The sequence below is a fragment of the Streptomyces amakusaensis genome, from assembly GCF_039532665.1.
GTDB lineage: Bacteria > Actinomycetota > Actinomycetes > Streptomycetales > Streptomycetaceae > Streptomyces > Streptomyces amakusaensis.
Genome location: NZ_BAAASB010000007.1, coordinates 266,254 through 289,879, shown reverse-complemented (window position 1 = coordinate 289,879; position 23,626 = coordinate 266,254). Strand labels below are relative to the sequence as shown.

The 23,626-nt window shown below is 71.4% G+C and carries 22 protein-coding genes and 2 pseudogenes; 19 read left to right on the top strand and 5 right to left on the bottom strand.

From position 1 onward, the window contains the following. Window positions 1-13: 13 nt before the first annotated feature. Window positions 14-271 carry a chaplin gene (locus ABD371_RS15365; RefSeq protein WP_190121479.1) on the bottom strand — a complete coding sequence of 86 codons (258 nt, stop codon included), beginning with the start codon at window positions 269-271 and terminating at the stop codon, window positions 14-16. Window positions 272-460: 189 nt separating this feature from the next. Here ABD371_RS15365 and ABD371_RS15360 point away from each other — a divergent pair, with 189 nt between their 5' ends. Next, the gene (locus ABD371_RS15360) at window positions 461-676 is read left to right on the top strand and encodes a hypothetical protein (RefSeq protein WP_344477048.1); all 216 of its coding nucleotides are present in this window, start codon (window positions 461-463) and stop codon (window positions 674-676) included. A 47-nt stretch (window positions 677-723) separates the two neighbouring features. Here the strand turns inward: ABD371_RS15360 and ABD371_RS15355 are convergent. Together ABD371_RS15355 and ABD371_RS15350 are read right to left on the bottom strand one after the other, a co-directional pair. Then, window positions 724-2,334, bottom strand: a pseudogene (locus tag ABD371_RS15355) (N-acyl-D-amino-acid deacylase family protein); the annotation flags it as partial. 27 nt (window positions 2,335-2,361) lie between these two features. Beyond that, on the bottom strand, window positions 2,362-3,636 hold the full coding sequence (locus tag ABD371_RS15350; protein WP_344477046.1) for an alanine racemase: 1,275 nt from the start codon (window positions 3,634-3,636) through the stop codon (window positions 2,362-2,364). 86 nt (window positions 3,637-3,722) lie between these two features. On the opposite strand from ABD371_RS15350, the gene ABD371_RS15345 reads away from it, so the two are divergent. From ABD371_RS15345 to ABD371_RS15330, 4 genes are all read left to right on the top strand, one after another. Next, complete coding sequence (locus tag ABD371_RS15345) at window positions 3,723-4,823, top strand: sugar kinase (protein WP_381733089.1); 1,101 nt, start codon at window positions 3,723-3,725, stop codon at window positions 4,821-4,823. After that, window positions 4,820-5,572 (top strand): IclR family transcriptional regulator, encoded by a 753-nt coding sequence (locus ABD371_RS15340; RefSeq protein WP_190121474.1) that lies wholly within the window; start codon window positions 4,820-4,822, stop codon window positions 5,570-5,572. The genes ABD371_RS15345 and ABD371_RS15340 overlap by 4 nt, the downstream gene beginning before the upstream one ends. A 59-nt stretch (window positions 5,573-5,631) precedes the next feature. Continuing rightward, window positions 5,632-6,042 (top strand): RidA family protein, encoded by a 411-nt coding sequence (locus tag ABD371_RS15335; RefSeq protein WP_344477040.1) that lies wholly within the window; start codon window positions 5,632-5,634, stop codon window positions 6,040-6,042. Window positions 6,043-6,208: 166 nt separating this feature from the next. Next, entirely contained in the window at window positions 6,209-7,672 is a 1,464-nt protein-coding gene (locus ABD371_RS15330; protein ID WP_344477038.1) for a GntP family permease, read from the top strand. Window positions 7,673-7,755: 83 nt separating this feature from the next. Here ABD371_RS15330 and ABD371_RS15325 read toward each other — a convergent pair whose 3' ends face one another. Together ABD371_RS15325 and ABD371_RS15320 are read right to left on the bottom strand one after the other, a co-directional pair. Then, window positions 7,756-9,090 (bottom strand): M14 family metallopeptidase, encoded by a 1,335-nt coding sequence (locus ABD371_RS15325; protein ID WP_344477036.1) that lies wholly within the window; start codon window positions 9,088-9,090, stop codon window positions 7,756-7,758. A gap of 320 nt (window positions 9,091-9,410) precedes the next feature. Beyond that, on the bottom strand, window positions 9,411-11,108 hold the full coding sequence (locus ABD371_RS15320; RefSeq protein WP_344477034.1) for a chitinase: 1,698 nt from the start codon (window positions 11,106-11,108) through the stop codon (window positions 9,411-9,413). A gap of 368 nt (window positions 11,109-11,476) precedes the next feature. On the opposite strand from ABD371_RS15320, the gene ABD371_RS15315 reads away from it, so the two are divergent. The 14 genes and pseudogenes from ABD371_RS15315 (at window position 11,477) to ABD371_RS15250 (ending at window position 23,575) form a co-directional block, all read left to right on the top strand. Further along, window positions 11,477-12,355 carry a hypothetical protein gene (locus ABD371_RS15315; protein ID WP_344477032.1) on the top strand — a complete coding sequence of 293 codons (879 nt, stop codon included), beginning with the start codon at window positions 11,477-11,479 and terminating at the stop codon, window positions 12,353-12,355. 265 nt (window positions 12,356-12,620) lie between these two features. Further along, window positions 12,621-13,337, top strand: coding sequence for a Flp pilus assembly protein CpaB (cpaB, locus tag ABD371_RS15310; RefSeq protein ID WP_344477030.1), 717 nt, complete (start codon window positions 12,621-12,623; stop codon window positions 13,335-13,337). 7 nt (window positions 13,338-13,344) lie between these two features. Then, window positions 13,345-14,592 carry a CpaE/TadZ family protein gene (locus tag ABD371_RS15305; protein WP_344477028.1) on the top strand — a complete coding sequence of 416 codons (1,248 nt, stop codon included), beginning with the start codon at window positions 13,345-13,347 and terminating at the stop codon, window positions 14,590-14,592. Between the two features lie 25 nt (window positions 14,593-14,617). Continuing rightward, complete coding sequence (locus ABD371_RS15300) at window positions 14,618-15,061, top strand: TadE/TadG family type IV pilus assembly protein (protein ID WP_344477026.1); 444 nt, start codon at window positions 14,618-14,620, stop codon at window positions 15,059-15,061. Continuing rightward, window positions 15,058-15,456, top strand: coding sequence for a TadE/TadG family type IV pilus assembly protein (locus ABD371_RS15295; protein WP_344477024.1), 399 nt, complete (start codon window positions 15,058-15,060; stop codon window positions 15,454-15,456). The genes ABD371_RS15300 and ABD371_RS15295 overlap by 4 nt, the downstream gene beginning before the upstream one ends. An 84-nt stretch (window positions 15,457-15,540) precedes the next feature. Then, window positions 15,541-16,881 carry a TadA family conjugal transfer-associated ATPase gene (locus ABD371_RS15290; RefSeq protein WP_344477022.1) on the top strand — a complete coding sequence of 447 codons (1,341 nt, stop codon included), beginning with the start codon at window positions 15,541-15,543 and terminating at the stop codon, window positions 16,879-16,881. A 72-nt stretch (window positions 16,882-16,953) separates the two neighbouring features. Beyond that, a complete protein-coding gene (locus ABD371_RS15285) occupies window positions 16,954-17,895 on the top strand; it encodes a type II secretion system F family protein (RefSeq protein ID WP_344477020.1) in 942 nt (313 codons plus the stop codon). A gap of 14 nt (window positions 17,896-17,909) precedes the next feature. After that, window positions 17,910-18,797, top strand: a complete 888-nt coding sequence (locus tag ABD371_RS15280) for a DUF5936 domain-containing protein (protein ID WP_344477018.1) — start codon at window positions 17,910-17,912, stop codon at window positions 18,795-18,797. A 58-nt stretch (window positions 18,798-18,855) separates the two neighbouring features. Beyond that, window positions 18,856-20,175, top strand: coding sequence for a sensor histidine kinase (locus ABD371_RS15275; RefSeq protein ID WP_381733081.1), 1,320 nt, complete (start codon window positions 18,856-18,858; stop codon window positions 20,173-20,175). Window positions 20,176-20,222: 47 nt separating this feature from the next. Next, on the top strand, window positions 20,223-21,113 hold the full coding sequence (locus ABD371_RS15270) for a response regulator (protein ID WP_344477016.1): 891 nt from the start codon (window positions 20,223-20,225) through the stop codon (window positions 21,111-21,113). 195 nt (window positions 21,114-21,308) lie between these two features. Beyond that, a complete protein-coding gene (locus ABD371_RS15265; protein WP_344477014.1) occupies window positions 21,309-21,560 on the top strand; it encodes a hypothetical protein in 252 nt (83 codons plus the stop codon). Between the two features lie 44 nt (window positions 21,561-21,604). Then, window positions 21,605-22,246, top strand: a pseudogene (locus tag ABD371_RS15260) (pilus assembly protein TadG-related protein); the annotation flags it as partial. A gap of 46 nt (window positions 22,247-22,292) precedes the next feature. Further along, a complete protein-coding gene (locus ABD371_RS15255; protein ID WP_344477012.1) occupies window positions 22,293-22,898 on the top strand; it encodes a hypothetical protein in 606 nt (201 codons plus the stop codon). Next, entirely contained in the window at window positions 22,898-23,575 is a 678-nt protein-coding gene (locus tag ABD371_RS15250) for an OmpA family protein (protein WP_344477011.1), read from the top strand. The genes ABD371_RS15255 and ABD371_RS15250 overlap by 1 nt, the downstream gene beginning before the upstream one ends. Window positions 23,576-23,626: the final 51 nt, after the last annotated feature.

Genomic DNA, 23,626 nt, shown 5'->3' with positions numbered 1-23,626 from the left:
TTTCCGGGTGGGACTAGTACGCGCCGCCCTCGGAGGCGTTCACGCAGGTGTTGCCGAACGCCGGGTTCAGCAGCGCGATGATGTTCACGGTGTTGCCGCAGAGGTTGACCGGGATGTTGACGGGGACCTGGACGAGGTTGCCCGACAGCACACCCGGGGAGTGGGTGGCGGCGCCGTGCGCTCCGGCGTCGGCGATGGCCATACCGGCGCCGCCGACCAGGAGGGCGCCCGAGCCGGCGACGACAGCAGCGGCCTTGGCGAAACGCGACATCAGTTTCTCCTTGCGATTTTCGGGACATCGGCCACAGGGCTTGCGACCGTCACGCCCCTTCAACGCCGGAGCCGCTGGGCGGTAACGGATCATCGCGAAAGTGGCCGCGCATGCCGTAGTGGCACAGGTGTCGGAAGTGCCATACGGGCCGGAACGTGACTCGTCGCCCCTCCGCGCGTTGCACAGCGCATGATCTGTCACAAGAGAACAGCCACTGTCGCTTTCGCCGCCCTTTTCCTCGCTGTTTCGGCCGCGGGCGCGGCCCAGTCCGCCACCGCCGCCCCGCACCCCGTCAAGAAGTCGGCCGGCGAGGTCGACCGCAATCTCCTCAAGCCCCCGCCGGGCGGGGCGCTCCAGCCCGTCACCGATGTGGTCGGCAAGATCGTGCCGGGGCTCCCCGCCTGAGGCTCGCGGTCCGAACGGGCCCGAACGGCCCGAACGGCCCGAACGGGTCAGTCGCGGGGCGTGCGGCGGACGGAGCGGCCCGCCAGGACATCCGTCCGTACGCCGTCCTCGATGACGAACTTCCCGTCGATCAGCACATGCGGAATGCCGGACGGCAGGGTGCGCGGGGACTCGAAGGTCGAGCCCGCCGCGACCGTCTCGGGGTCGAAGAGGACCAGGTCGGCCCGGTAGCCCTCCTGGACCAGACCCCGGTCCGGCAGCCGCAGCCGGGCCGCCGGACGCGAGGTGAGATGGGCGACCGTCTCCTCCAGGGAGAGGATCCCCAGCTCACGCGCGTACCGGCCGAGATAGTGCGGGAAGGTGCCGTAGGCGCGCGGGTGCGGCTTCGCGCCCTGGAGGATGCCGTCGCTGCCGCCGGTGTGGACCCGGTGGCGCATGATGGCGCGGACGTTCTCCTCGTGGCCGACGTGCTGGAGGATCGTGGAGCCGAGCTTGTCCTCGATCAGCAGCCGCCGGGCGGTCACCCAGGGGGCCTCGCCCCGCTCGCGCGCCGACTGCTCGACGGTCTTGCCGACATAGGCGGCGAGCGCCGGGTCGGAGACCCCGGAGATCTCGATGGTCTCCCACTCCATCGGCACCCCGTGGCAGCCGTCCGAGCCGATCTCCTCCAGATGGTGGCGGATCCGCTCGGCCGTCGCGTCGTCCCCGAGCCGTCCCAGCAGCGCCTCGGGACCGCCCTCGGCGGCCCAGCTCGGGAGCACCGCGACCAGGGTGGTGGAGCCCGGGGTGTAGGGGTAGGTGTCCAGCGAGATGTCCGCGCCGTCCGCCAGCGCGGTGTCGAGCAGCTCCAGCAGATCGCCCGCCCGGCCCTTGTTGACGCCGAAGTTCATGGTGGCGTGGGCGAGGTGGAGCGAGCAGCCCGCCTCGCGGGTGAGGGCGACCATCTCCTCGTACGCCTGGAGCGCTCCCGCGCCGTAGGAGCGGTGGTGCGGGCAGTAGTAGCCGCCGTAGGAGGCGACCACCCGGCACAGCTCGGTCAGCTCGGCGTCCTTGGCGTACATGCCCGGGGTGTAGGTCAGCCCGGAGGACATGCCGACCGCGCCCTGCTCCAGCCCCTCGGCGACCAGCTCGCACATCCGCGCCAGCTCGGCGTCGGTGGCGGGCCGGTCGTCCCAGCCGACGACCTGCATCCGGACCGTGCCCTGGGGGATCAGATACGCCGCGTTGACGGCGATGCCCCGGTCGAGCCGGTCCAGATACTCCCCGACGGTGCGCCAGTCGAAGTCCACGGAGTCGTCGCCGGGCCCGCCGCCGTTCCAGCCGTTGATGGCCCGGCGCACGCCGTCGAGCGTGCGCACGTCCACCGGGGCGTACGAGAGTCCGTCCTGGCCGAGGACTTCGAGGGTCACCCCCTGCGCCGCCTTCGCCTCGTGCGAGGGGTCGCGCAGCAGGGCGAGATCGCTGTGCGCGTGCATGTCGATGAAGCCGGGGGAGAGGGCGAGCCCCGCGGCGTCGAGGGTGCGTGTGCCGGAGAGCGCCGGACGGCCCTCGCGGCGGATGGCGGCGATGCGCCCGTCGCGTATGCCGACGTCGGCGCGGTAGGAGGGGCCGCCGCCGCCGTCGATGACACGGGTGTCACGGATGACGAGATCCATAGCTCCGCTTCCTTCTGCCTGAGGGGCCGTCTAAAAGAACGTGCGGATGTAGTCGCTGACCGTGCCGTCGGCCTCGACCAGCGGAATCAGCTGCCACTTGTCGAAGGAGGTGCAGGGGTGCGAGAGCCCCATGCCGAGCCAGTCGCCGACCTCCAGATCCGCTTCGGGGGTGGTCTGGACCCAGCCGTGCTGGTCGGAGAGACCGCTCACGGTGATGCCGTCGGCGGGGCGGATCTCGCCGGTGCGGGCGTCGCGCACGGCCTGCGCCTCGGGGAGGTCGAGGTCGTACGCGGCGTCCCGCTTGCCCGCGTTGAGGAAGGCCTGCGCGGGGGTGGGGCGCGAGACGACCTGGGCCCACAGCCGGAAGGCGGGCTGGAGCGCTCCCTCGTCCGGTACGCGGTTGAAGGGGGTGAGATGGCGGTAGTGGCCGTCGTCGTGGGAGATGTACGCGCCCGAGCGCAGCATCTTCAGCACCGGCAGCGAGAGCTCCGGGACCTCGGCGAAGACATCGGCGACCGCGTCGAACCAGGCGCTGCCGCCCGCGCTGACGACGATCTCGTCGGTGTCCTTGAAGCGGCCGTCCCGGTCGAAGTCGGCGGCCAGCGCGATCATCCGGCGCAGCCAGGCGCGGACGCTGTCGTCGTCGGCGTTCGGCACCTCGCCCTCGTATCCGGCGACCCCGACGAGCCGCAGCGCCGGGGCGGCGGCGATGGCGTCGGCGACGGCCGCGCACTCGGCCTCGGTACGGGCCCCGGTGCGGGCTCCCTCGCCCGCGCCCAGCTCCACGACCACATCGAGCGGGCGGGGCGCGCCGGCCTCGGTGAGGGCCTCGTTCATCAGCTCGACGCCGCGCAGGGAGTCGGCGTAGCAGATGAGCCGGAAGCCGGGGTCGGCCAGCTCGCCGGCGATCCAGCGCAGGGCGGCGGCGTCGACGACCTCGTTGGCGAGGAAGATCCGGTCGATGCCGTGGGCACGGTAGACGCGGGCGTGGTGCGGGACGGCGGCGGTGATGCCCCAGGCGCCGCGCTCCAGCTGGCGGGCGAAGAGCTGCGGGGACATCGAGGTCTTGCCGTGCGGGGCGAAGACCAGTCCGTGGCGCTCGGAGTAGGTCTGGAGCAGCGCGAGGTTGTGCTCGACCGATTCGGCGGAGAGCGCGAGGACGGGGGTGGTGAAGCCGCCGGTGAAGAGATTGCGCCGCTCGGCCGCCAGCTCGCCGACGGTCAGGCCCTCGGCGTCCGGGGGCAGCGCCTTGAACCGGTGGTCGACACGTTCCCGGCGGAGCGGGCCGAGCTGGTCGGCGGACATGGGTCCTCCCTCGTCGTTGCATCATGTGCAACACTCATTGCGTATATCGCTCAATGGTGTCTAACATCCGGCGCAGCGTCGGGTCAATGGATCCGACCGCCCCAGACCCCGCGAGGAGCCCCAGGGTGAGCAGCCTGACCGGAACCGGAGCCGTGGATGTCGCCGACGTCATCTGCCTCGGCGAGTCCATGGTCACGTTCCTTCCCTCACAGCCCGGACGCCTCGCCGACGTCCCCTCCTTCGCCCGCGCCATAGGCGGGGCCGAGTCCAACGCCGCGTGCGCGCTCGCCGCCGCCGGACACCGGGTGCGCTGGGTCAGCAGGGTCGGCTCGGACGGCTTCGGCGACCATCTGATCCGGGCGATCGGGGCGTACGGAGTGGACACCTCCACGGTCGGCCGCGACCCCCGCCGCCCCACCGGGATCTACTTCCGCACCGCCACCGACCGCTCCACCGACGCCCATGAGGTCGTCTACTACCGGCGCGGCTCGGCCGCCTCGGCGATGTCCCCCGAGACCGTCCCGCCCGAGAGCCTCGACGCCACCCGGGTGCTCCATGTCTCCGGCATCACCGCGGCCCTCTCCGAGGACTGCCTGGCCCTGATGCGCGCCCTCACCGCCCCCCGCGCCGGCCGCCCGCTGATCTCCTTCGACGTCAACCACCGCCCCGGCCTCTGGCGCGCGGACTCCGGTCCCCGGGTCCTGCTGGAGCTGGCCCGGGGGGCCGACCTCGTCTTCGTCGGCGACGACGAGGCCGAGACCGCCTGGGGCCTGGCCGGCCCCGAGGCGGTCCGCGCCGCCCTCCCCGAACCCGCCGTCCTGGTCGTCAAGCAGGGCGCGCGGGGCGCGACCATGTTCGAGCGCCCCGCCGGGGCCGGTCCGGACGCCGGGGACACGGTCACCTTCGCCCCCGCCCCCGCCGTCGACGTCGTCGCCCCCGTCGGGGCGGGCGACGCCTTCGCCGCCGGCTATCTCTCCGCCCGGCTCCGCGGCCTCGCCCCGAAGGCCCTCCTCCGCCACGGACACCTCTGGGCCGCCGCGACCCTCACCGTCCCCGGCGACCTCACCGCACCCCCCGGCGCCGACCACGCCGACCGGCTCGTCGCACTCGACGACGAGACCTGGAAGACACTTCGTCTCGGCCCCGGCTGGACCTCGGCCGAGGATGAGGAGGTACGTACCCCATGAGCCAGACCGTCGACCGCGCCCTGAGCATCCTGCCGCTGCTCGCCCAGGGACCCGCCGATCTCGGACAGGTCGCCGACCGCCTCGGCGTCCACAAGTCCACCGCGCTGAGACTGCTGCGTACGCTCCACGACCACGGTCTCGTCTACCGCCAGCAGGACCAGCGCTACCGCCTGGGGGCCCGGCTCTTCGCCCTCGCCCAGGAGGCCGTCGAGAACCTCGATGTGCGCGACGTCGCCCACCCCCATCTCGTCACCCTCAACGAGCAGATCGGACACACCGTCCACCTCGCCGTGTACGAGGAGAGCGAAGTCCTCTACATCGACAAGGTCGAGAGCCGCTACCCGGTACGGATGTACTCCCGCATCGGCAAGCCCGTCGCGATCACCGTCGCCGCCGTCGCCAAGCTCCTCCTCGGCGATCTGCCCGAGCACGAGCGGCGCGCCATCGCCGACAAGCTCGACTACCCCATGTACACATCCCGTTCGACGCCGAACGCCGCCGCGTTCCTCAAGGAACTCGCCGCCGTCCGCGAGCAGGGATGGGCCACCGACCTCGGCGGCCACGAGGAGTCCATCAACTGCATCGGCGCACCCATCCGGGGCGCGGCCGGCCGGGTCGTCGCGGCGATGTCGGTCTCCGCGCCGAATGTGGTCGTCACCGCCGAGGAACTCCTCACCCTCCTCCCGCTGGTGCGGCGCACCGCCGACGCCATCAGCCGGGAGTACTCGGGCTCCGGCACCCCGCACTGAGCCCGCCCCGACCAGCCTTCACTGAACAGCCCTCACTGAACAGACGCTAAGGACGCACCATGACCGAGAAGACCGCGATCACGCCCTCCACCCACACCGCCCCGCCCGCCAAGTTCTCGCACGGCGTGAAGAAGGGCAACATCCTCCAGGTCGCCGGTCAGGTCGGCTTCCTCCCGGCCGTCGAGGGCCAGCCCCCGACCCCGGCGGGCCCGACCCTGCGCGAGCAGACCCTCCAGACCTTCGCCAACGTCAAGGCGATCCTGGAGGAGGGCGGCGCGAGCTGGGACGACGTGATCATGACGCGCGTCTACCTCACCGACGTCGACCACTTCGCCGAGATGAACGAGATCTACAACGCGTACTTCGAGGAGCAGGGCCTCAAGGCCCCCGCCTCCGCCCGTACGACGGTCTACGTCGGCCTGCCCGCCGGGCTGCTCATCGAGATCGACGCGCTCGCCGTCCTCGGCTAGAGCCGGGCTCCGGCCTCCGGCCGGACCCACTCCGTAACACGCAGCACGCAGCACCCCAGCACCACCTGGCACATCGATGTGCGCGCACGGCACGGCGCCCCCTCCCGGGAGCGCCGTGCCGTGCTCCGCCATACCCAAAAACCCTCCACCGACCAAGGGTTGAACCATGCTTCTTGCCGCCGATGCCCCGCCCGGTGCACCGCCGCACACCGGAGGACTGCTTCTTCTCATCGATGGAACGGCCGGTCTGCTGACCGTCGCCGCCCTCGGGATCGCCCTCCTGCTCGTACTGATCATCAAGATCCGGCTCCAGCCGTTCGTCGCGCTGCTCGCCGTCTCCATAGCCGTCGGCCTCGCGGCCGGCCTCTCCGTCACCGAACTCTTCGGCACCGTGCAGCGCTCGGCGGCCGAGTCGGTCATCGAGACGGGCATGGGCGGCATCCTCGGCCATGTCGCCATCATCATCGGTCTGGGCACCATGCTCGGCGCGATCCTCGAAGTCTCCGGCGGAGCCGAGGTGCTGAGCAACCGTCTGCTCGGGGTCTTCGGCGAGAAGCGCGCCCCGCTCGCCATGGGCGTCACCGGAGTGATCTTCGGTATACCGGTCTTCTTCGACGTCGGAATCTTCGTTCTCGCGCCGCTGGTGTACGCGGCGGCCAAGCGCTCCGGCAAGTCCGTCATCCTCTACGCGATGCCGCTGCTGGCGGGTCTGTCGATGACGCACGCCTTCCTGCCGCCGCACCCCGGCCCGGTCGCCGCCGCGGGGCTGCTCGACGTCTCGCTCGGCTGGGTCATCGTGATGGGCGTCGTGGTCGGACTGCCCGCCGTCGTCGCCGCCTGGGTCTACTCCGACTGGATCGGCAGGCGCGTCTTCGTCGAGGTCCCCCAGGACATGCTGGAGGCGGCCGAGGAGGCCAAGGCCTCGGTCGACGCCGAGCGCGGCCCCGGGGCCGCGGAGTCGCCGGTGGCGCTCTCCACGGTGCTGTTCATCATCGGTACGCCGCTGACGCTGATCCTCGCGGCGACCTTCTCCTCCATCGCGCTCGACCCCTCCACCCTCCGCTCGGTGGTGGAGTTCTTCGGCAACCCGTTCGTGGCGCTGACGATCGCCCTGATCCTGGCGTACTACCTGCTGGGCATCCGGCGCGGCTGGTCGCGGACCTCGCTGGAGCGGGTCTCGACCTCCTCGCTGAAGCCGGTCGGCAACATCCTGCTGGTGGTCGGCGCGGGCGGCGTCTTCGGCGCGGTCCTCAAGGCGAGCGGGGTGGCCCAGGCGCTCTCCGACACCTTCGAGGACGTCGGCCTGCCCATCATCGTGCTGGCCTATCTGATCTCGCTGGTGCTGCGGGTCGCCCAGGGCTCGGCGACGGTCGCGATCGTCACCACGGCCGGCATCGTGCTGCCGCTGGTGGAGAACGCGGACCACTCGCAGCCCTTCCTCGCGCTGGTCATCATGGCCATCTCGGCGGGCTCGATCTTCGCCTCGCACGTCAACGACGGCGGGTTCTGGATCGTCGCCAAGTACTTCGGCATCTCCGAGCGGGACACGCTGAAGACCTGGACGGTGCTGGAGTCGGTGCTGTCCGTCGCGGGCTTCGCGGTGGCGGCCGCGCTGAGCCTGGTGGTCTGACCCGGCGGTCCGGCGCCGACGGCCGAAGGGCCGCCCGGGGGTTGTGCGCCCCGGGCGGCCCATCTGCCTGTGCACGGTCCGCGTCAGGCGCAGTACTGCTGTTCCTTGCCGATGGAGCGGTACATGCAGTCCGAGTTCTCCAGCAGCTGGAGCACCGCGTCCCGGTTGCGGCTGGTCTCCCGCTCGATCACCTCGTCGGGCGGATAGAAGCCCCCGCCGCCGAAGCTGCCCGGATACATCTCGAAGGTGTAGCCGAAGATCCGCTGATTCCCCCACAGCCAGTCGTCGATCGAGCCGTCGGTGATGTAGAGATCGCTCGCCTGCTCCGGGGTGTAGCCATTGCTGGCCGCCATCTTCTGGCCGACCGCCGCGAAGGCGTTCCGGTCGTCCTGGGTCATGCCCGGAGCGGTGTCGGCGGTGGTGTAGCCGAAGGGCCAGAGCACCAGCTCGCTGTAGGTGTGGAAGTCGATGCCGGTCCTGATCTGCTGCTGACCGCCGACGATCCGGCTCCGTACGAAGTCGGCGACGACCTTCACCTCGGGCGCGGACTCGGCCGCCCGGCCCCGGTAGGTGTCCGAGCCGAAGGAGCCCGAGGAGCCGCCGCAGCAGCCCCAGCGGTAGTTCCAGTTGCGGTTGAGGTCGGTGCCGACCGCCGTCGAGCCCGTGTTGGGCTGGCGGTTCTTGCGCCAGCTGCGGTAGCTGCCGGTGGCGATGTCGTACTCGCCGCCGTCCGGGTTGACGTCCGGGATGATCCAGATCTCCCGGCTGTTCACGGCGCTGGTGATCCGGGAGTCCGTGCCGTAGTCCTCGCCCAGCTCACGGATGAGGTAGAGGGCCATCTCCACCGTCAGATGCTCACGGGCGTGCTGATGGTGGGTGAAGAGGACCTCGGGCTCGTTCTCGTCGGCGGCCACATTGTCGCTGATCTTGACCGCGATGATGTCCCGGCCCTGATGGCTCTTGCCGATGACCCGCTTGCTCATGATGTTCGGGTACGCGGCGATCCGCTGGTCGATCACCGTGTTCATCTCGGTGTAGTTGTGGTACCGCGAGTCCGCCGGCGGGAAGTCGAAGGCCTCGACGGGACCGCCGCCGGTACGGGCCGGCGGGCCCGGCAGCTCGATCAGCCGGTGCCCGAGCGCGCGCAGCCGCTTGACCTGGGACGCGCTGGCGCTGATGACGGTGGAGTGCGGATCGGCCTCGTCGACCGTGACGCCGAGGGAGGCGATGGCGGTCCGGGAGGCGACGGTCGCCTCGCCCTTGATCTGGTACTGGCGGGTCCGCTCGTCGGCGGCGACGGCCGGGGCCTTGGGGTCCGGCGGTGCCGCGCTCGCGGTGAAGGGCGCCGCCACCGCGAGCGCCAGCAGGGCGCTCAGGGTCGCGGCCTTCCGGCCGCTGCCGCGGATGCGTAGTCGCATGCTGTCTCCCGGGTGTGGACTGGGGGGTGGAACAGGCGTACGGATCGGACGCGTGGTGCGGTGACACATCGTGCGGCCCTGACATGGCCAGGTCAAGAGGCGGAGTTCGGACGCGTACGCCGGACCGGGCCCGCGCGTACGCCGGATCGGGCCCGCGCGCACACCGGGAACGGACCCGCCACGCACAGCAGCGCCTCCGCGGAAGCGGGGGCGCTGCTGGCTGCGTCGTACGACCTGGCGTGGGGGTAGGTGGTGCGTACGACAGGTTTCACGGCGGCGGGGCCGCCGGTTCGCGGGGCCGGCCGGGTGGCCGGCTTCCGCTACGGCAGGGTCTTGATGTGCGCCCCCACCGAGTTCGACCAGGCGTTGCCGGCGGTGGCGTCCCAGTTGGTGGACCAGGTCATCGCGCCGCGCAGCGTCGGGTAGGTCTTGGCGGGCTTGAAGGTCCCGCAGTTGGTGCCCTTGGTCAGGCAGTCCATCGCGGCGTTCACGATGGCCGGGCTGACGTAGCCGCTGCCCGCGCCCCGCGTGGAGGCGGGGACTCCGAGGCCGACCTGGGACGGGTCGAGACCGTTCTCCAGCTGGATGCAGGCGAGCGCGGTGAGGAAGTCGACCGAGCCGGTCGAGTAGACCTTGCCGTCGCAGCCGAGCATCGCGCCGCTGTTGTAGTTCTGCATGTTGACGACCGTGAGGATGTCCTTCACGTTCAGCGCCAGCTTGAAGTACTCGGTCGAGGTGGACTGCATGTCGATGGTCTGCGGGGCCATCGTCAGGACCATCTTCGGGCCCGCCTTGGCGGAGAGCTGGCGCAGCGCCTTCGTCATGTAGGTGGAGTTGATGCCGTGCTCCAGGTCCACGTCCAGACCGTTGAAGCCGTACTCCTGCATCAGCGCGTAGGCGCTGTTGGCGAAGAGGGTGGCGGACGCGTCGCTGTTGACCGTCACATTGCCGATCTCGCCGCCGACGGAGATGATGACCGACTTGCCGGCGGCCCGCTTGGCGGCGATGTCCGCCTTGAACTCGGCGACGTTGGCGTAGCCGAGCGCCGGGCTCAGGTTGAAGGTCAGCTCACCGGGGGTGGCGGTGGAGTCGGCGAAGGCGACCGCGATGATGTCGTAGGCCGACTGCACGTCGCGGAGCTTCTGGACGGTCGCGCCGTTGTTGAAGTTCTGCCAGTAGCCGGTGATCGCGTGCTTGGGCACGACCGGGTCCGGGATGACCGGGCCCTCGCCGGTGCGGCCGGTGACCGCGGTGGACTTCGCGGACTCGCCGGCGCTGTTGGCGGCGGTGACCTGGAACTGGTACGAGGTGTTCGCGGTCAGCCCGCTCACCGTGGCCGAGGTGCCGGCCGAGGTCTGGACCTTCACACCGTCGCGGTAGACGTGGTAGCTCGTGGCCCCGGACACCGCGCCCCAGTTGAGGGCGACGGTCGAGGAGGTCACGGTGCCGACCGCGAGACCGGTGGGCGTGGTGGGCACGACCGGGTCGGGGTCCTGGCCGCCGCCGCCGTCGGGGCCGAAGACGCTGACGTCGTCGACGTGGTAGGCGGGAGTGCCGTACCAGCCGTGGGTGTAGACGGTGACGGACGTGGTGCTCGGGCCGGTGCGGAAGCTGGTGGAGAGCTTGCCCCAGGCGGAGCTGCCCTGGGTCCAGGTCGAGACGTCCGTGGTGCCGGTGCCGCTCGCGCCGAGGTAGGCGTAGCCGCCCTGGGTCCAGGCGCTCAGCTGGTACGTGGAGTTGGGCTTGACGGCCACGATCTGCGAGCACTTCGCGTTGTCGGCCCCGGCGGGGGTCGCCTTCAGGGCCGATGCGCCGGTGCGTACCGGGGTGGAGACATTGGTGCCGGTGCCGCCGGAACACGTCCAGCTGGAGAGTCCTGACTCGAACCCGGCGTTCTTGGCGACATTGATGTCGGCCGCCTGCGCGGTTCCTGACATACCGGTGACGGTGAGCCCGGCCCCGACCGCGAGGGACAGGGCTCCGCCGATCCATCTCCGCGAACGTGTGGTGCGGTCCACTTGCTGCCTCCAGTGGGGGAGTTGTGGGGGGAGAAAGTAAGAGACGGTGGCCACCGTTATGGCGTAAAGCTGGTCCAGACCAATCGGGTTGTCAAGACCTGTGGCACCGATTGGTCCGGAGTGCTCTTCGATGAGTTTCGGCCATACCGGGACGTACGGCCTCGGGCGCACCCCCGCTGTGGGTGTACTGGATCGTCATCCTTTGGTGAGCTTTGGCCTGTGCGGAGTGTGCACGGGCTGCGGCTCTGGGTTCCGCGAGGTGTTCTCTGCCTCGGGAGTCGCGGATAAAGTGCTCGTGCAGAAGCAGCGAGTAGTACGTATCTGCGGTCGCGGGACCACCGGCGACCGGAGTCGAACGGGGAACCAGCGTGCCGACCGCAATAGCTGTCACCAGCGCAGATCTGGTGCTGCCGCCGATGGACCAGCACACGCCGGCGGCGGCCCTGCTTCCGTCGCCCGACGACCGGCCGCTGGACGCCGCGATATCCGCCGTCGCCCTCCTCCTGGAGCAGCACGGCTCGGTGGTGTCCCTGTATCCGTCCTCCCTGCCGCCCGCCCATGAGCGCCGGCTGTACACGGTCCGGTCCGTGCTGGAGAGCAATCGCGTCGCCCTCCTCAAAATCGATCTGCCGCCGCTGGGCGTCGCCGTGCTCGCGCGCCAGTTACGCCAGTTGTCCATCTGCGACTTCGGCCCCGGAATCATCGCCTCCGCCGCCCGGCTGCTCTCCCACTACATCTACGCGGGCGCGCTGCTGAACTCCGTGACCCGGCTCGACCGGGTGCCGGTGAGCATGCGCTCGCACGCCAAGTCCTGGGTTCCCGGCACCCAGTTCGGAGTGCTCGCCAACCCCGAGCCCGAGGTGATCCGGATCGGTTCCGGACAGCTCGGCGGCCCCGCTTTCGCGACCCGGCTGGTGGTGGCCAGGGGGCAGCTCCAGTCGGAGTGGATCGAGAAGACGCTGGTTCCCGCATGGCAGTCCCAGGGCGTGGAGGAGACCGAGCTTCCCGCGGAATCCGCGCGCTGGTGGGGTACGGGAAAGCTGCTGGAATTCACGGCCTTCCTCCCCGACATCTCCACGCTCTATCAGCTGGTGGCCTCCGTGCGGAGAGAGGTGTGCACCTGGTGCGGAATCGAACTCATCGGTGACCGTTGCGGATTCTGCGCCGCGCCGCTCGTGGCGGCCGAGAGCCAGGACCGTGAATCCGGCGTCCCCAAGCACGGAACCCCCGCCCACCACGGCCCGTGACCGGTGGCGGCGACCGGCCCCCGGCCGTACGGAACCCCTCGTACCGCACCCTTCGGGCCCTCCGTAACCGCAGGTCGAGCGGGTGCCGACGGTATCGGAGCCGGCCCGGGACGGCGGTCGCCCGGACCGCCGCCGCACCGCTCGCCCCGTCCGCTCCCTCCGCCCCCTCCGCCCCCTCCGCTCCGCCAGTCCCTGTCTGCTTCGGTCCGCCGGTCCCGCGAAGTGTGCGAGGCCGGCGAAGTCAGCGAACGAGGTTGCCCAGCCCATGAATTCACGCCAACGACGCGGCGTCATCCTTCTGATCGTCTCGGTGCTGTGCGCTCTCGGCGCGTTCGCCGGCGTGATATCAGTCATCAACGATGTGAATTCGAAGGTCGGACCCGAGGTTCCCGCCTATCGGGTGAAGACCGAGGTCGCCCCTTATACGGAACTGCGGCCCGGCCAGTTCGAGAAGGTCAGCATGCCCAGGCGCTGGCTGTCGGAGAGCGCCGTCACCAATCTCTCCGAGGTCGTCGGGAAGATCGCCGTCACCCGGCTCAAAAAGGGCTCGCTGCTCCAGGACGACATGATCGTCGACCGGCCCGAACTGGAGTCCGGGGAGCAGGAGATCGCCATCATGATCGACTCCGCCACCGGGGTCGCGGGCAAGATCACCCCCGGCGACCGGGTCAATATCTTCGCCACCTTCGCGGGCAGGACCGAGCGCGACGCCGACCAGTCCCGGGTGATCGTCCCCGGGGCCCGGGTCATCGACGTCGGCCGGCTCACCCCCATCGACCGCCGGAGCGACGACCGCCGCGGCAGCACCCTGCGCGAGGCGGTGCCGATCACCTTCGCCCTGAGCACCAAGGACGCTCAGCGGGTGGCCCACGCCGAGTCCTTCGCCGAGAACGTACGGCTCGCCCTTCTCGCCAGGGGCAGCGGCTCCGCGTTGCGCCCCGGCGACAGCACCTACACCCTCGACGAAGACAAGAACAGGTGAGGGCTGTATGACCACACGCATCCTTCCGGCCGTCGGCGAAGCCGACGCGGCCCGGTCCGTCACCACCCTGCTGAGCCAGCTCCCCGACGCCGAACCCGCCGCCCCGGTGGGGGACTCGACCACCCTGCTCGACACGCTGGCCAGGCTGGCCGCCGAGTCGCTCGACGAACTGCCCGAGGTCGTCCTCGTCCACGAGCGGATCGGACCGGTGCCCGCCCTCGAACTGATCCGCGAGGTCGGGCTGCGCTTCCCCGCCGTCGGCGTCGTCCTGGTGACGGCCGACGCGGGCCCCGCGCTCTACTCGGCCGCGATGGACTCCGGCGCCCGGGGCCTGGTCGCCCTCCCCCTCTCGTACGAGGAACTCGCCCAGCGTGTGGCGGCGGCGGCCGGCTGGTCCACCGGGGTGCGCCGGCACCTCGGGCAGAGCGCCGACGTCTTCACCGGCCCCGGCGGCACCGTCGTCACCGTCAGCGGGGCCAAGGGCGGCGTCGGCACCACCGTCACCGCCGTCCAGCTGGCCCTGGCCGCCCAGGCCTCGGGCCGCACGGTGGCCCTCGCCGATCTCGACCTCCAGTCCGGCGACATCGCCTCCTACCTCGACGTCCAGTTCCGCCGCTCGATCGCCGACCTCGCCGGGATCCAGGACATCTCGCCCCGGGTGCTCCAGGACGCCCTCTTCGCCCATCACACCGGGCTCGGGCTGCTGCTCGCGCCGGGGGAGGGCGAGCGCGGCGAGGAGGTCACCGACCGCGCCGTACGGCAGATCGTCAGCGCGCTGCGCAATCGGTACGAGGTCGTCGTCGTGGACTGTGGCACCCAGATGAACAGCGCCAACGCCGCCGCCGTGGAAATGGCCGATACCACCCTGCTGGTGACCACTCCGGACGTGGTCTCGGTCCGCGCCGCCAAGCGCATGGTCCGGCTCTGGGACCGGCTCCAGATCCGCAAGGCGGAGGAGACCGTCGCCGTCGTCAACCGCCACAACCGGGCCACCGAGATCCAGCCCCCGCTGATCGAGAAGATCACCGGCACCCGGGTCGCCAGGACCGCCGTCCCGGCCGGCTACAAGGAACTCCAGCCGGTGGTCGACGCCGGACGGATGCAGGATCTGGAGGCGAAGTCCGCCGTCAAGCAGGCGCTGTGGGCGCTCGCGGGCGAACTGGAGCTGGTGCGCGCGCCCCAGACCGAGCCGAAACACGGCAGATTGCGGGGCGACCGGGGTTCGATCGGCCTCCGCCGGGCACGGTCGAGATGAGCACCGTGAGGGGGTACGGGGAGCGATGAGGTCTCACGTACGAGCGGGGCGGACGGCCCCGGCGCCGGCCGCGGCCCCCGGGTGGGCGCGGCTCGTCCGCGCCCGGCTGCGTGAGGACCGGGGCCAGGCCGCCGTCGAGTTCACCGGCACCCTCCCCGTCATCCTGGCGACGCTGGCCCTGCTCTGGCAGGCCGCGCTCATCGGCTACAGCTTCTCCCTGGCGGGCAACGCGGCGGACGCGGGGGCCAGGGCGGGCGCGGTGGACGGACCGGCCGCCTGCGAGGCGGCGGCGCGGGAGGACCTCCCGGCGGCCTGGCTGGCCGGGGCGCGCTTCGGCTGCCCCGGCAACGGCGGCGATCTGTACGAGGTCAGCATCACCTTCTCCGTGCCCGTGCTCTTCCCCGGTGTGCTCGATCTGCCCTTCACCTTCGCCGCCGACGCCGCCGCCGTGAACGAGGTCCCCTCATGAGCCGTGACCGCGTACCCGTACCCGTACGCATGCGCGACCGCGACCGCGACCGTGAGCCGGAGCGCGGCCAGGCCGCCATCGAGTACGCCGGAGTGATCACCCTGCTGCTGCTGGTCGGCCTCGCGGCCGTCCAGTTCGGCCTGGCCGCCTACACCGCCCAGCAGGCGGGCACCGCCGCCCGCGCCGCCGCCCGCGCCGCGTCCCAGAAGGACGGCGACGGCAAGGGCGCGGCGGCCGGCCGGGCGGCCCTCAGCGACTGGCTGGACGCCTCCATCAGCGCCGAGTGCGCCGGGGCCGACGAGGTCACCGCCACCGCCGTGGTCTCCGTCCCCCGGCTGCTGCCCGTCTTCGACATCGGCCCGGCGACGAGAAGAGTCACCATGCCCTGCGACTGAACCGCCCGCCCCCGAGCCCGCCCCGAGCCCGCGTACCACCCGGCAGATCCAGCGCAGACCTAGCACCACCTGGGAGATGAGGACATGAGCCTGCGGGCGCGCATCAGCAGCCCCGAGCCGGTCAACGGCCACGGCGAGGAGAACCGCCTTGTCATCGTCTACCGCGCCAAGCTCCTGGAGGAGATCGACCTCGCCGAGATGTCGGCGCTCGCCGCCGCCGAGCGCAGGGCCCGGCTGGAGCGGGTGCTCGGCCACATCATCAGCCGCGAGGGCCCGGTCCTCTCCAGCGTCGAACGCTCCCAGCTCATCCGCCGGGTCGTCGACGAGGCCCTCGGCCTCGGCATCCTGGAACCGCTGCTCGAAGACGCCTCCATCAGCGAGATCATGGTCAACGGCCCCGAACAGGTCTATGTGGAGCGCGGCGGCCGGCTGGAGATGCTCCCCCTCCGCTTCTCCTCCGCCGAGCAGCTGATGCAGACCATCGAGCGCATCGTCTCCACCGTCAACCGCCGTGTCGACGAGGCCAACCCGATGGTCGACGCCCGCCTCCCCTCCGGCGAGCGGGTCAATGTCATCATCCCGCCGCTCTCCCTGAGCGGGCCCATCCTCACCATCCGCCGCTTCCCGCGCGCCTTCACCCTCCAGGAAATGATCGCCATCGGCTCCCTGGACGAGCAGATGACCCTGCTGCTCTCGGGGCTGGTCCGGGCCAAGTTCAATGTGATCGTCTCCGGCGCGACCGGCACCGGCAAGACCACCCTGCTCAACTCCCTCTCCGGACTGATCCCGGAGAACGAGCGGATCGTCACCATCGAGGACTCCGCCGAACTCCGGCTCCAGCAGTCCCATGTGATCACCCTGGAGAGCCGGCCGCCGAACGTCGAGGGCAAGGGCCGGGTCACCATCCGCGACCTTGTCCGCAACTCCCTGCGCATGCGCCCCGACCGCATCATCGTCGGAGAGGTGCGCGGCGGCGAGACGCTCGACATGCTCCAGGCCATGTCCACCGGCCACGACGGCTCGCTCGCCACCGTCCACGCCAACAGCGCCGAGGACGCGCTGATGCGGCTCCAGACCCTCGCCTCCATGGCCGAGGTCGAGATCCCCTTCATCGCCATCCGGGACCAGATCAACAGCGCCGTCGACGTCATCGTCCAGCTCACCCGGCACGCCGACGGCTCCCGCCGGGTCACCGAGATCGCCGTCGTCGACTCCCGGGGCCGCGACGAGTACCGCATCGTCTCCGTCTGCCACTTCCAGGCCGAGCCCATGACCGCCGACGGCCGGGTGAACGGCCGGTTTGTCTACCACCCGGTCCCGCGCAAGGTCGCCGAGCGGCTCTACATGAAGAACGAGCCGCTGCCCCCGGTCTTCGGCGTGGCCGAATCCGACGAGCAGCTCGCCGTGCGCCGGACGGTCGTCTGAACCGGCCGCCCGAACCGGCCGTCCGAGCCCCTCCACCGTCATCCGAAGCCCATCGAAAAGGCCCCGCCCGACATGGACAATCTCCCGCTTCTGACAGCCGGAGTCACACTGCTCGCCGGTGTGCTCGGTGTCATCGGCGCGCACACCTACGCCTCGGGCAGGGCCCAGCGACAGGCCCTGGTCGACCGGATGACCCAGAGCGGCGGGCTCACCGGCCCCGCGGGCCGCCGCCGGCGCTTCGACGGGGTCGACCGAAGACTGCGCCCCACCCGCCTCGGCCGCCGCATCGAACGGAAGATAGCCGTCACCGGCCTCGACCTCACCCCCGGCGAGTACGCCGTCTACGTCGTCGGCGGGCTGCTCTCCCTCTACTTCATCGTCGGCGCGGTCTTCGCCCCCTTCTTCGGAGTCCTCGCGGCCGTCGCCGGCCTCTGGGGGGCCAACGCCTTCCTCAACTGGCAGCGGAACAAGCGCACCGAGGCCTTCATCAACCAGCTCCCCGAGTTCACCCGCGTCCTCGCCAACGCCACCCAGGCCGGACTCGCCCTGCGCACCGCGCTCGCCATGGCCGCCGAGGAACTCGACGACCCCGCCGGCCAGGAACTCGGCATCGTCGCCGACCAGCTCGCCGTCGGACAGAGCCTGGACGAGGCGCTCGGCCGGCTCGCCGAGCGGCTGCCCTCCCGCGAGCTGATCGTCCTCGTCACCACCCTCATCCTCGCCAACCGGGCCGGCGGCCAGGTCGTCACCTCGCTGCGCAACCTCACCCAGTCCCTGGAGGAGCGCAAGGAGACCCGCCGGGAGGTCACCACCACGCTCTCCCAGATCAAGGTCACCGCCCTGGCCGTCCCCCTGCTCGGCCTCGGCTTTCTGCTGATGATCAACTCCATGACCCCCGGGGCCCTCGACAAGATGACCGGCTCGGTGGTCGGCCAGATCACCACCCTCGTCGCCTTCGGCCTCTACGGACTGGGCGCGTTCCTGATCCGCCGGGTCTCCCGGATCCAGGTCTGAGAAAGGAGGACACCATGGGACTTCTCCTCGCCGCGCTGCTCGGCCTGTCCGTGTACGGCGTCTTCCACGGCGTACGGATGTACCGCGCCGACGCGAAACTCCCCGAGGACCTCGCCCTGGCGCTGGAGGTCGGCGCCACCCGCACCACGGCGGTCGGCTCCGGAATCGACCGGCTCGGCATGCGCTACGCCCCCGCCGTGCTCCGCTCCATGGGCCCCAAGCGGGTCGACGCCCTGCGCGTCCGGCTCGACATGGCGGGCAACCCCGGCGGCATGACCGTCGACCGCTACGCCGCCCGCCGCGCCGTCTACAGCTTCCTGGGCGTGCTGGCCTTCCTCTCCATGCTGCTGCGCGGACAGTTCGTCCTCGCGATCCTGCTGCTGCTCTTCGGCCTCCTCTGGACCGACGTCATCATCAAGGCCGCCATCCGCCGCCGCCGCGCCGACATCGAGCGCACCCTCCCCGACTTCCTCGACGTCCTCGCCGTCGTCGTCTCGGCCGGCCTCGGCTTCCGCCAGGCCCTCGAACGCGTCTCGGAGAAGTACGAGGGCCCCTGGTCCGACGAGATCCGCATCACCCTGCGCCAGATGGACATGGGGGTGAGCCGCCGCGAAGCCTTCGACCAGCTGCGCAGGCGCAATGACTCCGAGCAGGTGTCGATGCTGGTCACCGCGCTCCAGCAGGGCGAGGAACTGGGCGCGCCGATCGTCGAGACCCTCATCCAGATCGCCACCGACATGCGCCGCACCGACGCCCAGAACGCCCGCAGGGACGCGGCCAGAGCGGTGCCCAAGTCCACGCTCGTGGTCACCCTGATCATGCTCCCGGCGACGATGCTCCTCATCATCGCGAGCTTCTACTACGGCGCGGGAGTCGATCTCTCGGAGGTGCTGGGCGGCTGACCCGCCCGGCATCCGGCACCCGGCACCCGGCAGCGCTCAGGAACGGGAGGTGAACCCCATGGACCACGACGATCACCACGACCACGACGACCACGACGACCACAGCCGTACCGGCCCCTCCGGCACCGGCCCGGTCCACTCCCGCACCCCCTCGCTGCCCCTCCAGGTCAACGCCCTCCAGGCGCTCTGCCGCCAGGTCTTCGGCTTCCGCCTCGCCATGATCGCGCTGGCCGTCCCCTTCGCCCTCGCCGGCACCCGCCCCGGCCCGGCCAGCTGGCTGGTCGGAGCGGCGGTCCTGATCACCTTCATGACCTCGTACGCCCTGCTCCGCGACTGGGAGCGGTTCGGCCCCGTACTGCTGCGCCACCCCTGGCTGCTCGGGGCCGACATGGCCTTCGGCGCGCTGCTGCTGATCACCGCGTCGCCGGACTCGACCCTCGCATACGTCACCATCTGCACCCCGCTGCTCGCCGGGCTGATCTCCGGCTGGCGCGGGGCGGCCGTCCTCGCCGTGCTCCAGTCGCTGATCGTGGCGGGCGCGTACGCCGTCAACGACCAGGCGGTGGCCCGCTTCACCGCTCTCCTGCTCCCCGGGCTCTGTGTGCTGACCGGAGCGCTGGGCAGCACCCTGCGCCGGCTGATGCTGGGCTTCGGCGAGGCCGGACAGGCGCTCTCCGAGGCCCGCGCCCGGCTCGCGGTCGGCGGGGCGGTCGAGCGCGAACGCGCGAGGCTCGCCCGGGAGATGCACGACTCGGTGGCCAAGACCCTGCACGGCCTCGCGCTCGCCGCCGACGGGCTCGCCCACACCGCCGACCGGATGGACCCGCTCACCGTACGGCTCCAGGCCGAGCTGGTGGCCAGGGCCGCGCGCCGGGCCGCCGCCGAATCGCGCGAGCTGCTCTCCGATCTGCGCCGGGAGCCCACCCCCGGCGGCGGCACGGACATCGTCGCCGAACTCCGCGCCCGTACCGAGGACCTCGACCGCCACGACGGCGTCCGCGCCGTCTTCCGCCGCGTCGGCGCGAGCCCGCCCGCACTGTCCCAGGCCGTCGCCCGGCACGCGCTGACCATCGCCTCCGAGGCGATGGAGAACGCCCGCCGGCACGGCGGCTCCGGACGGGTGGAGGTGTCGGCCGGGGTCCTCGACGGTGTGCTGCGGATCAGCGTCTACGACGACGGGAAGGGGCTGCCGCCCGGCACCACCCTCGAAGGGCTGCGCAGATCCGGCCACTTCGGCCTGGTGGGCATGGTCGAGCGGGCCGCCTCCGTCGGCGCGCGGATCCGGATCGGCCGGGGCCCGGCCTCCCGCGGCACCGAGGTCCGCCTCGAACTGCCCCTGCCCGCCGTACCCAGCCCCCCGGTCTCGCTGCTGCTGTGACCCCCGTTCCCGTCCCCCGTCCCCCGTTCAGAGAGGAGGCCGCGGCCATGCCGGACGACCACCACCATCCCCCCGGCCCGGTGGAGCACCCGCCTCCGCCGGCCGCCCCGCTCCGGATCGTCGTCGCCGACGACAACCCGGTCGTACGGGCGGGTCTGACCGCCCTGTTGCAGGGCCGGCCCGATCTGGCCGTCGTCGCGGAGGCCGCCGACGGCCGCCAGGCGTACGAGGCGACGGTCCGGCACCGGCCGGACGTCGTGCTGCTCGACGTCCGGATGCCGGGCGTGGACGGCATATCGGCCCTGCCCCATCTGGTCCCGCTCGCCCCGGTGCTGATGATGACCTACAGCCGGGAGAGCGCGATCGTCCACGAGGCGCTGCGGCGGGGTGCGGGCGGCTATCTGGTCCACGGCGAGTTCACCGCCGAGGAACTGGTCGCCGCGGTACGCGACATCCGGGCCGGCCGTGCGCCGCTCTCCCCCTCCGTGACCGGTGCCCTGCTCGCGGGAGTACGCGGTGATCCGGCCGCGCAAGCGTCTGCGACCGCACACATCCAGTCCGACGAAACCGTAGAGAATCGCTTCATCAGACAAGCAATGCCTGGTACATGGCCTCGTCCCAGGTTCCGGGAATTTGCTCAACAGGCTTCGCTTACGCAAGCGAATGTGGGACATTCATCTTCGGGCCCCCACCCGGCCGAGGAGCCCCGAGGACTGATCACCGAGCTGAGCAGGCGGGAGGTCGAGGTGATGGGGCTGATCGCGTCGGGTCTGACCAATCAGCAGATCGCCGCTTCCTGCTTCATCAGCCCGAAGACGGTCAAGAACCACATCAACCGCATCTTCGCCAAGCTGAACGCGGCCAGCAGGGGCGAGGCCATCGCCGTCTGGCACGGCGTGGCGGCGCGCGGCGCGAGCGGTCCGGCCGGTGCGTCATGACCGGGCGCACCCTCTTCGCCTGGGCCCGCCGTTGGGCCCCGGGGCCCATTCCCGGGCGCGTGCTCCCGGCGTACATTTCTCACGCCGCCACCCGGACCGGCCGCCGGAGAGCGGACATCGCGGGTACGGCGGGCGGAGACATGGACTCGTACCAGCCGGCCGGCGCCAGCGCCCCCGGCGCCGGAGGGGAAGCCGATGCCGGACATGACGCTCAAGGCCGTGGTCAGGACCCGTCTGTATCTCGCGGCCCGAGCGGCGGCGGCCTCGCGGGCGAGGAAGGACCGCCGCGACGCGGGACAGGGCTCGGTCGAGTACGTCGGAGTGATCGTGCTGGTGGCCGCGATCATCGCGGCCCTGGTGGGCTCGGGAGTGGCCGACGACATCGCCAACGGTCTGACGGAGAAGGTCGGCGAGATCCTCGGCGGCGGTGGGGGCGGCGGCGAGTAGCCGCGCCGAGCGCCCGCCGCACCCGTGAGGCAGGGCAGGCGACCCCCATCTATCTCGCGATGGTGGTGGGCCTGCTCTTTCTCGCGCTCGCCTTCTTCGCCGTCGGACAGGCGGGCGCGAGCCGGGGCGGGACCCAGTCCGGCGCGGACGCCGCCGCGCTCGCCGCCGCCCGGGAGTCCCGCGACAGCCTCGGCGAGGACCTGGCGGCGGGCATCCTCGACCCGGACTTCCTCCGCGACTTCCTCGACGGCCGCCCGAAGGACAGCCTCGGCACCGGCTGTGACGCCGCCGGCCGGTTCGCCGAGGCGAACGGGACCCTGGTGGGGGAGTGCTTCTCGCTGGGCGACGGACGCTGGGGATACACCGTCGCCGTGGACGCGCGGGAGTCGATCGGCGACACCGTGCTGCCCGGCACCGAGAACTTCCGCGCGGAGGCCATGGCCACCGCCGTGGTCGAGCCCCGCTGCACCTTCCGGGCCGCAAAGCCCCCGGAGCCGTCCGAGCCCGCCGAGCCGTCCATCCCCTCGGAGCCGTCCGAACCGACCGAGCCCTCGGAGCCGCCGGAGCCCGTCTCCCCCGGCACGCTCGACTGCGACGGCGGCGAGAGCTTCGACCTCGATCCGCAGCAGCCGGACCGCCTCCCCGACATGTCCGACCTCTTCACCGTCCGGCTGGACGGGGACTGACCGCGCCACCGAACGCACCGCCACCGAACGCAAAGGAACAGCACTGATGAGCATTGGGCATCGAGCGAAGGCCCCCGGGACAGTGACGGCGGTCCTTGTGGCGGCGGCGCTGTCGTTCTCCCTCACGGCGTGCGGCGGCGGCGACGGCGAGGACGACGCGGACGAGAAGGGCAACGCCGCGGCCACCGCCCAGGCCGGCATCACCGAGTCCGCGCGGCCCGGCGACGACGGCGGCCCGGCCGCGCCGGAGGCCCCCCGGGTGCTGGCCACCATCAAGGGCGGCAACGGCTTCCAGTTCACCGTGCACAGCGCGGTCCGCGACGACGGCGGCTTTCTGACCCTCGCGGGCGTCGTCCAGAACATCAGCGGCAAACGGCAGGCCCCGCCGGTCCAGTGGAACGGACAGGAGAAGCAGGTCAAGGTGACCGGACGCTCCCTCGCCGGCATCACCCTGGTCGACAAGGCCGACAAGAAGCGCTACTACGTGCTCCGCGACACCGACGGATACCCGCTCACCACCACCGGTCTGAGCGCCTTCGAAGCGGGCAGGAGCGTCGACTTCTTCGCCCAGTTCCCCGCGCCCCCCGAGGACACCGACTCGGTCGACGTGCAGATCCCGCTCATGCCCAGCGCCACGATCGAGATCGGCTGATGGCCGCCGGGACCGGGCGGCGCACCCCGCGCACGGCGGGCCGGCGGCCGGCGGCCGTGTCCGTCGCCCTGACTCTGCTCCTCACCGGATTCCAGCTGACCTCCGCCTCCTCCGCCGGCTCGGCCGAGAACGACCCGAGCGCCCCCCCGGGGGCCGTGCCGCTCTCCGAACCGCCGCGGGTCGACGCCGACAGCGCCGGGCTGAAGATGCGGGACGGAGCCACCCTCGCCCAGCCGCGCGTCCTCGACATCGTCTCCATCGTGGAGACCGAGGGCGGCGAGGAGCGCCGCGAGGAGACCACGATCTCGCTGAAGTTCGCGCTCCAGGCGGAAGTCCTCTTCGGCAAGGACAGCGCGGAGCTGAACCCCCGGGCCGAGAGCCGGATCTCCGCGATCGCGGCGGAGATCGAGAAGCACCAGGGCCGGAAGATCCGGGTCTTCGGATTCACCGACAACCTGGGCACCTACGAGCACGGCCGCAAACTCTCCCGCCAGCGGGCCGACGCCGTCCACGGAGTCCTCAGCGAGCAGCTGAACGACCCCGGCGTCACCTACGAGGTCCGCGGCTACAGCGAGGACTATCCGATCGCCGACAACGCCACCGAGGACGGCCGCCGGAAGAACCGCCGGGTCGAGGTCTCCTTCCCCACCGGATCCGCCGCCGGAAACCCCAACTGACCACCATGCGGGCCGATAAGATGCACCGGCCCGCAGGTGTGGAGTCGGAAC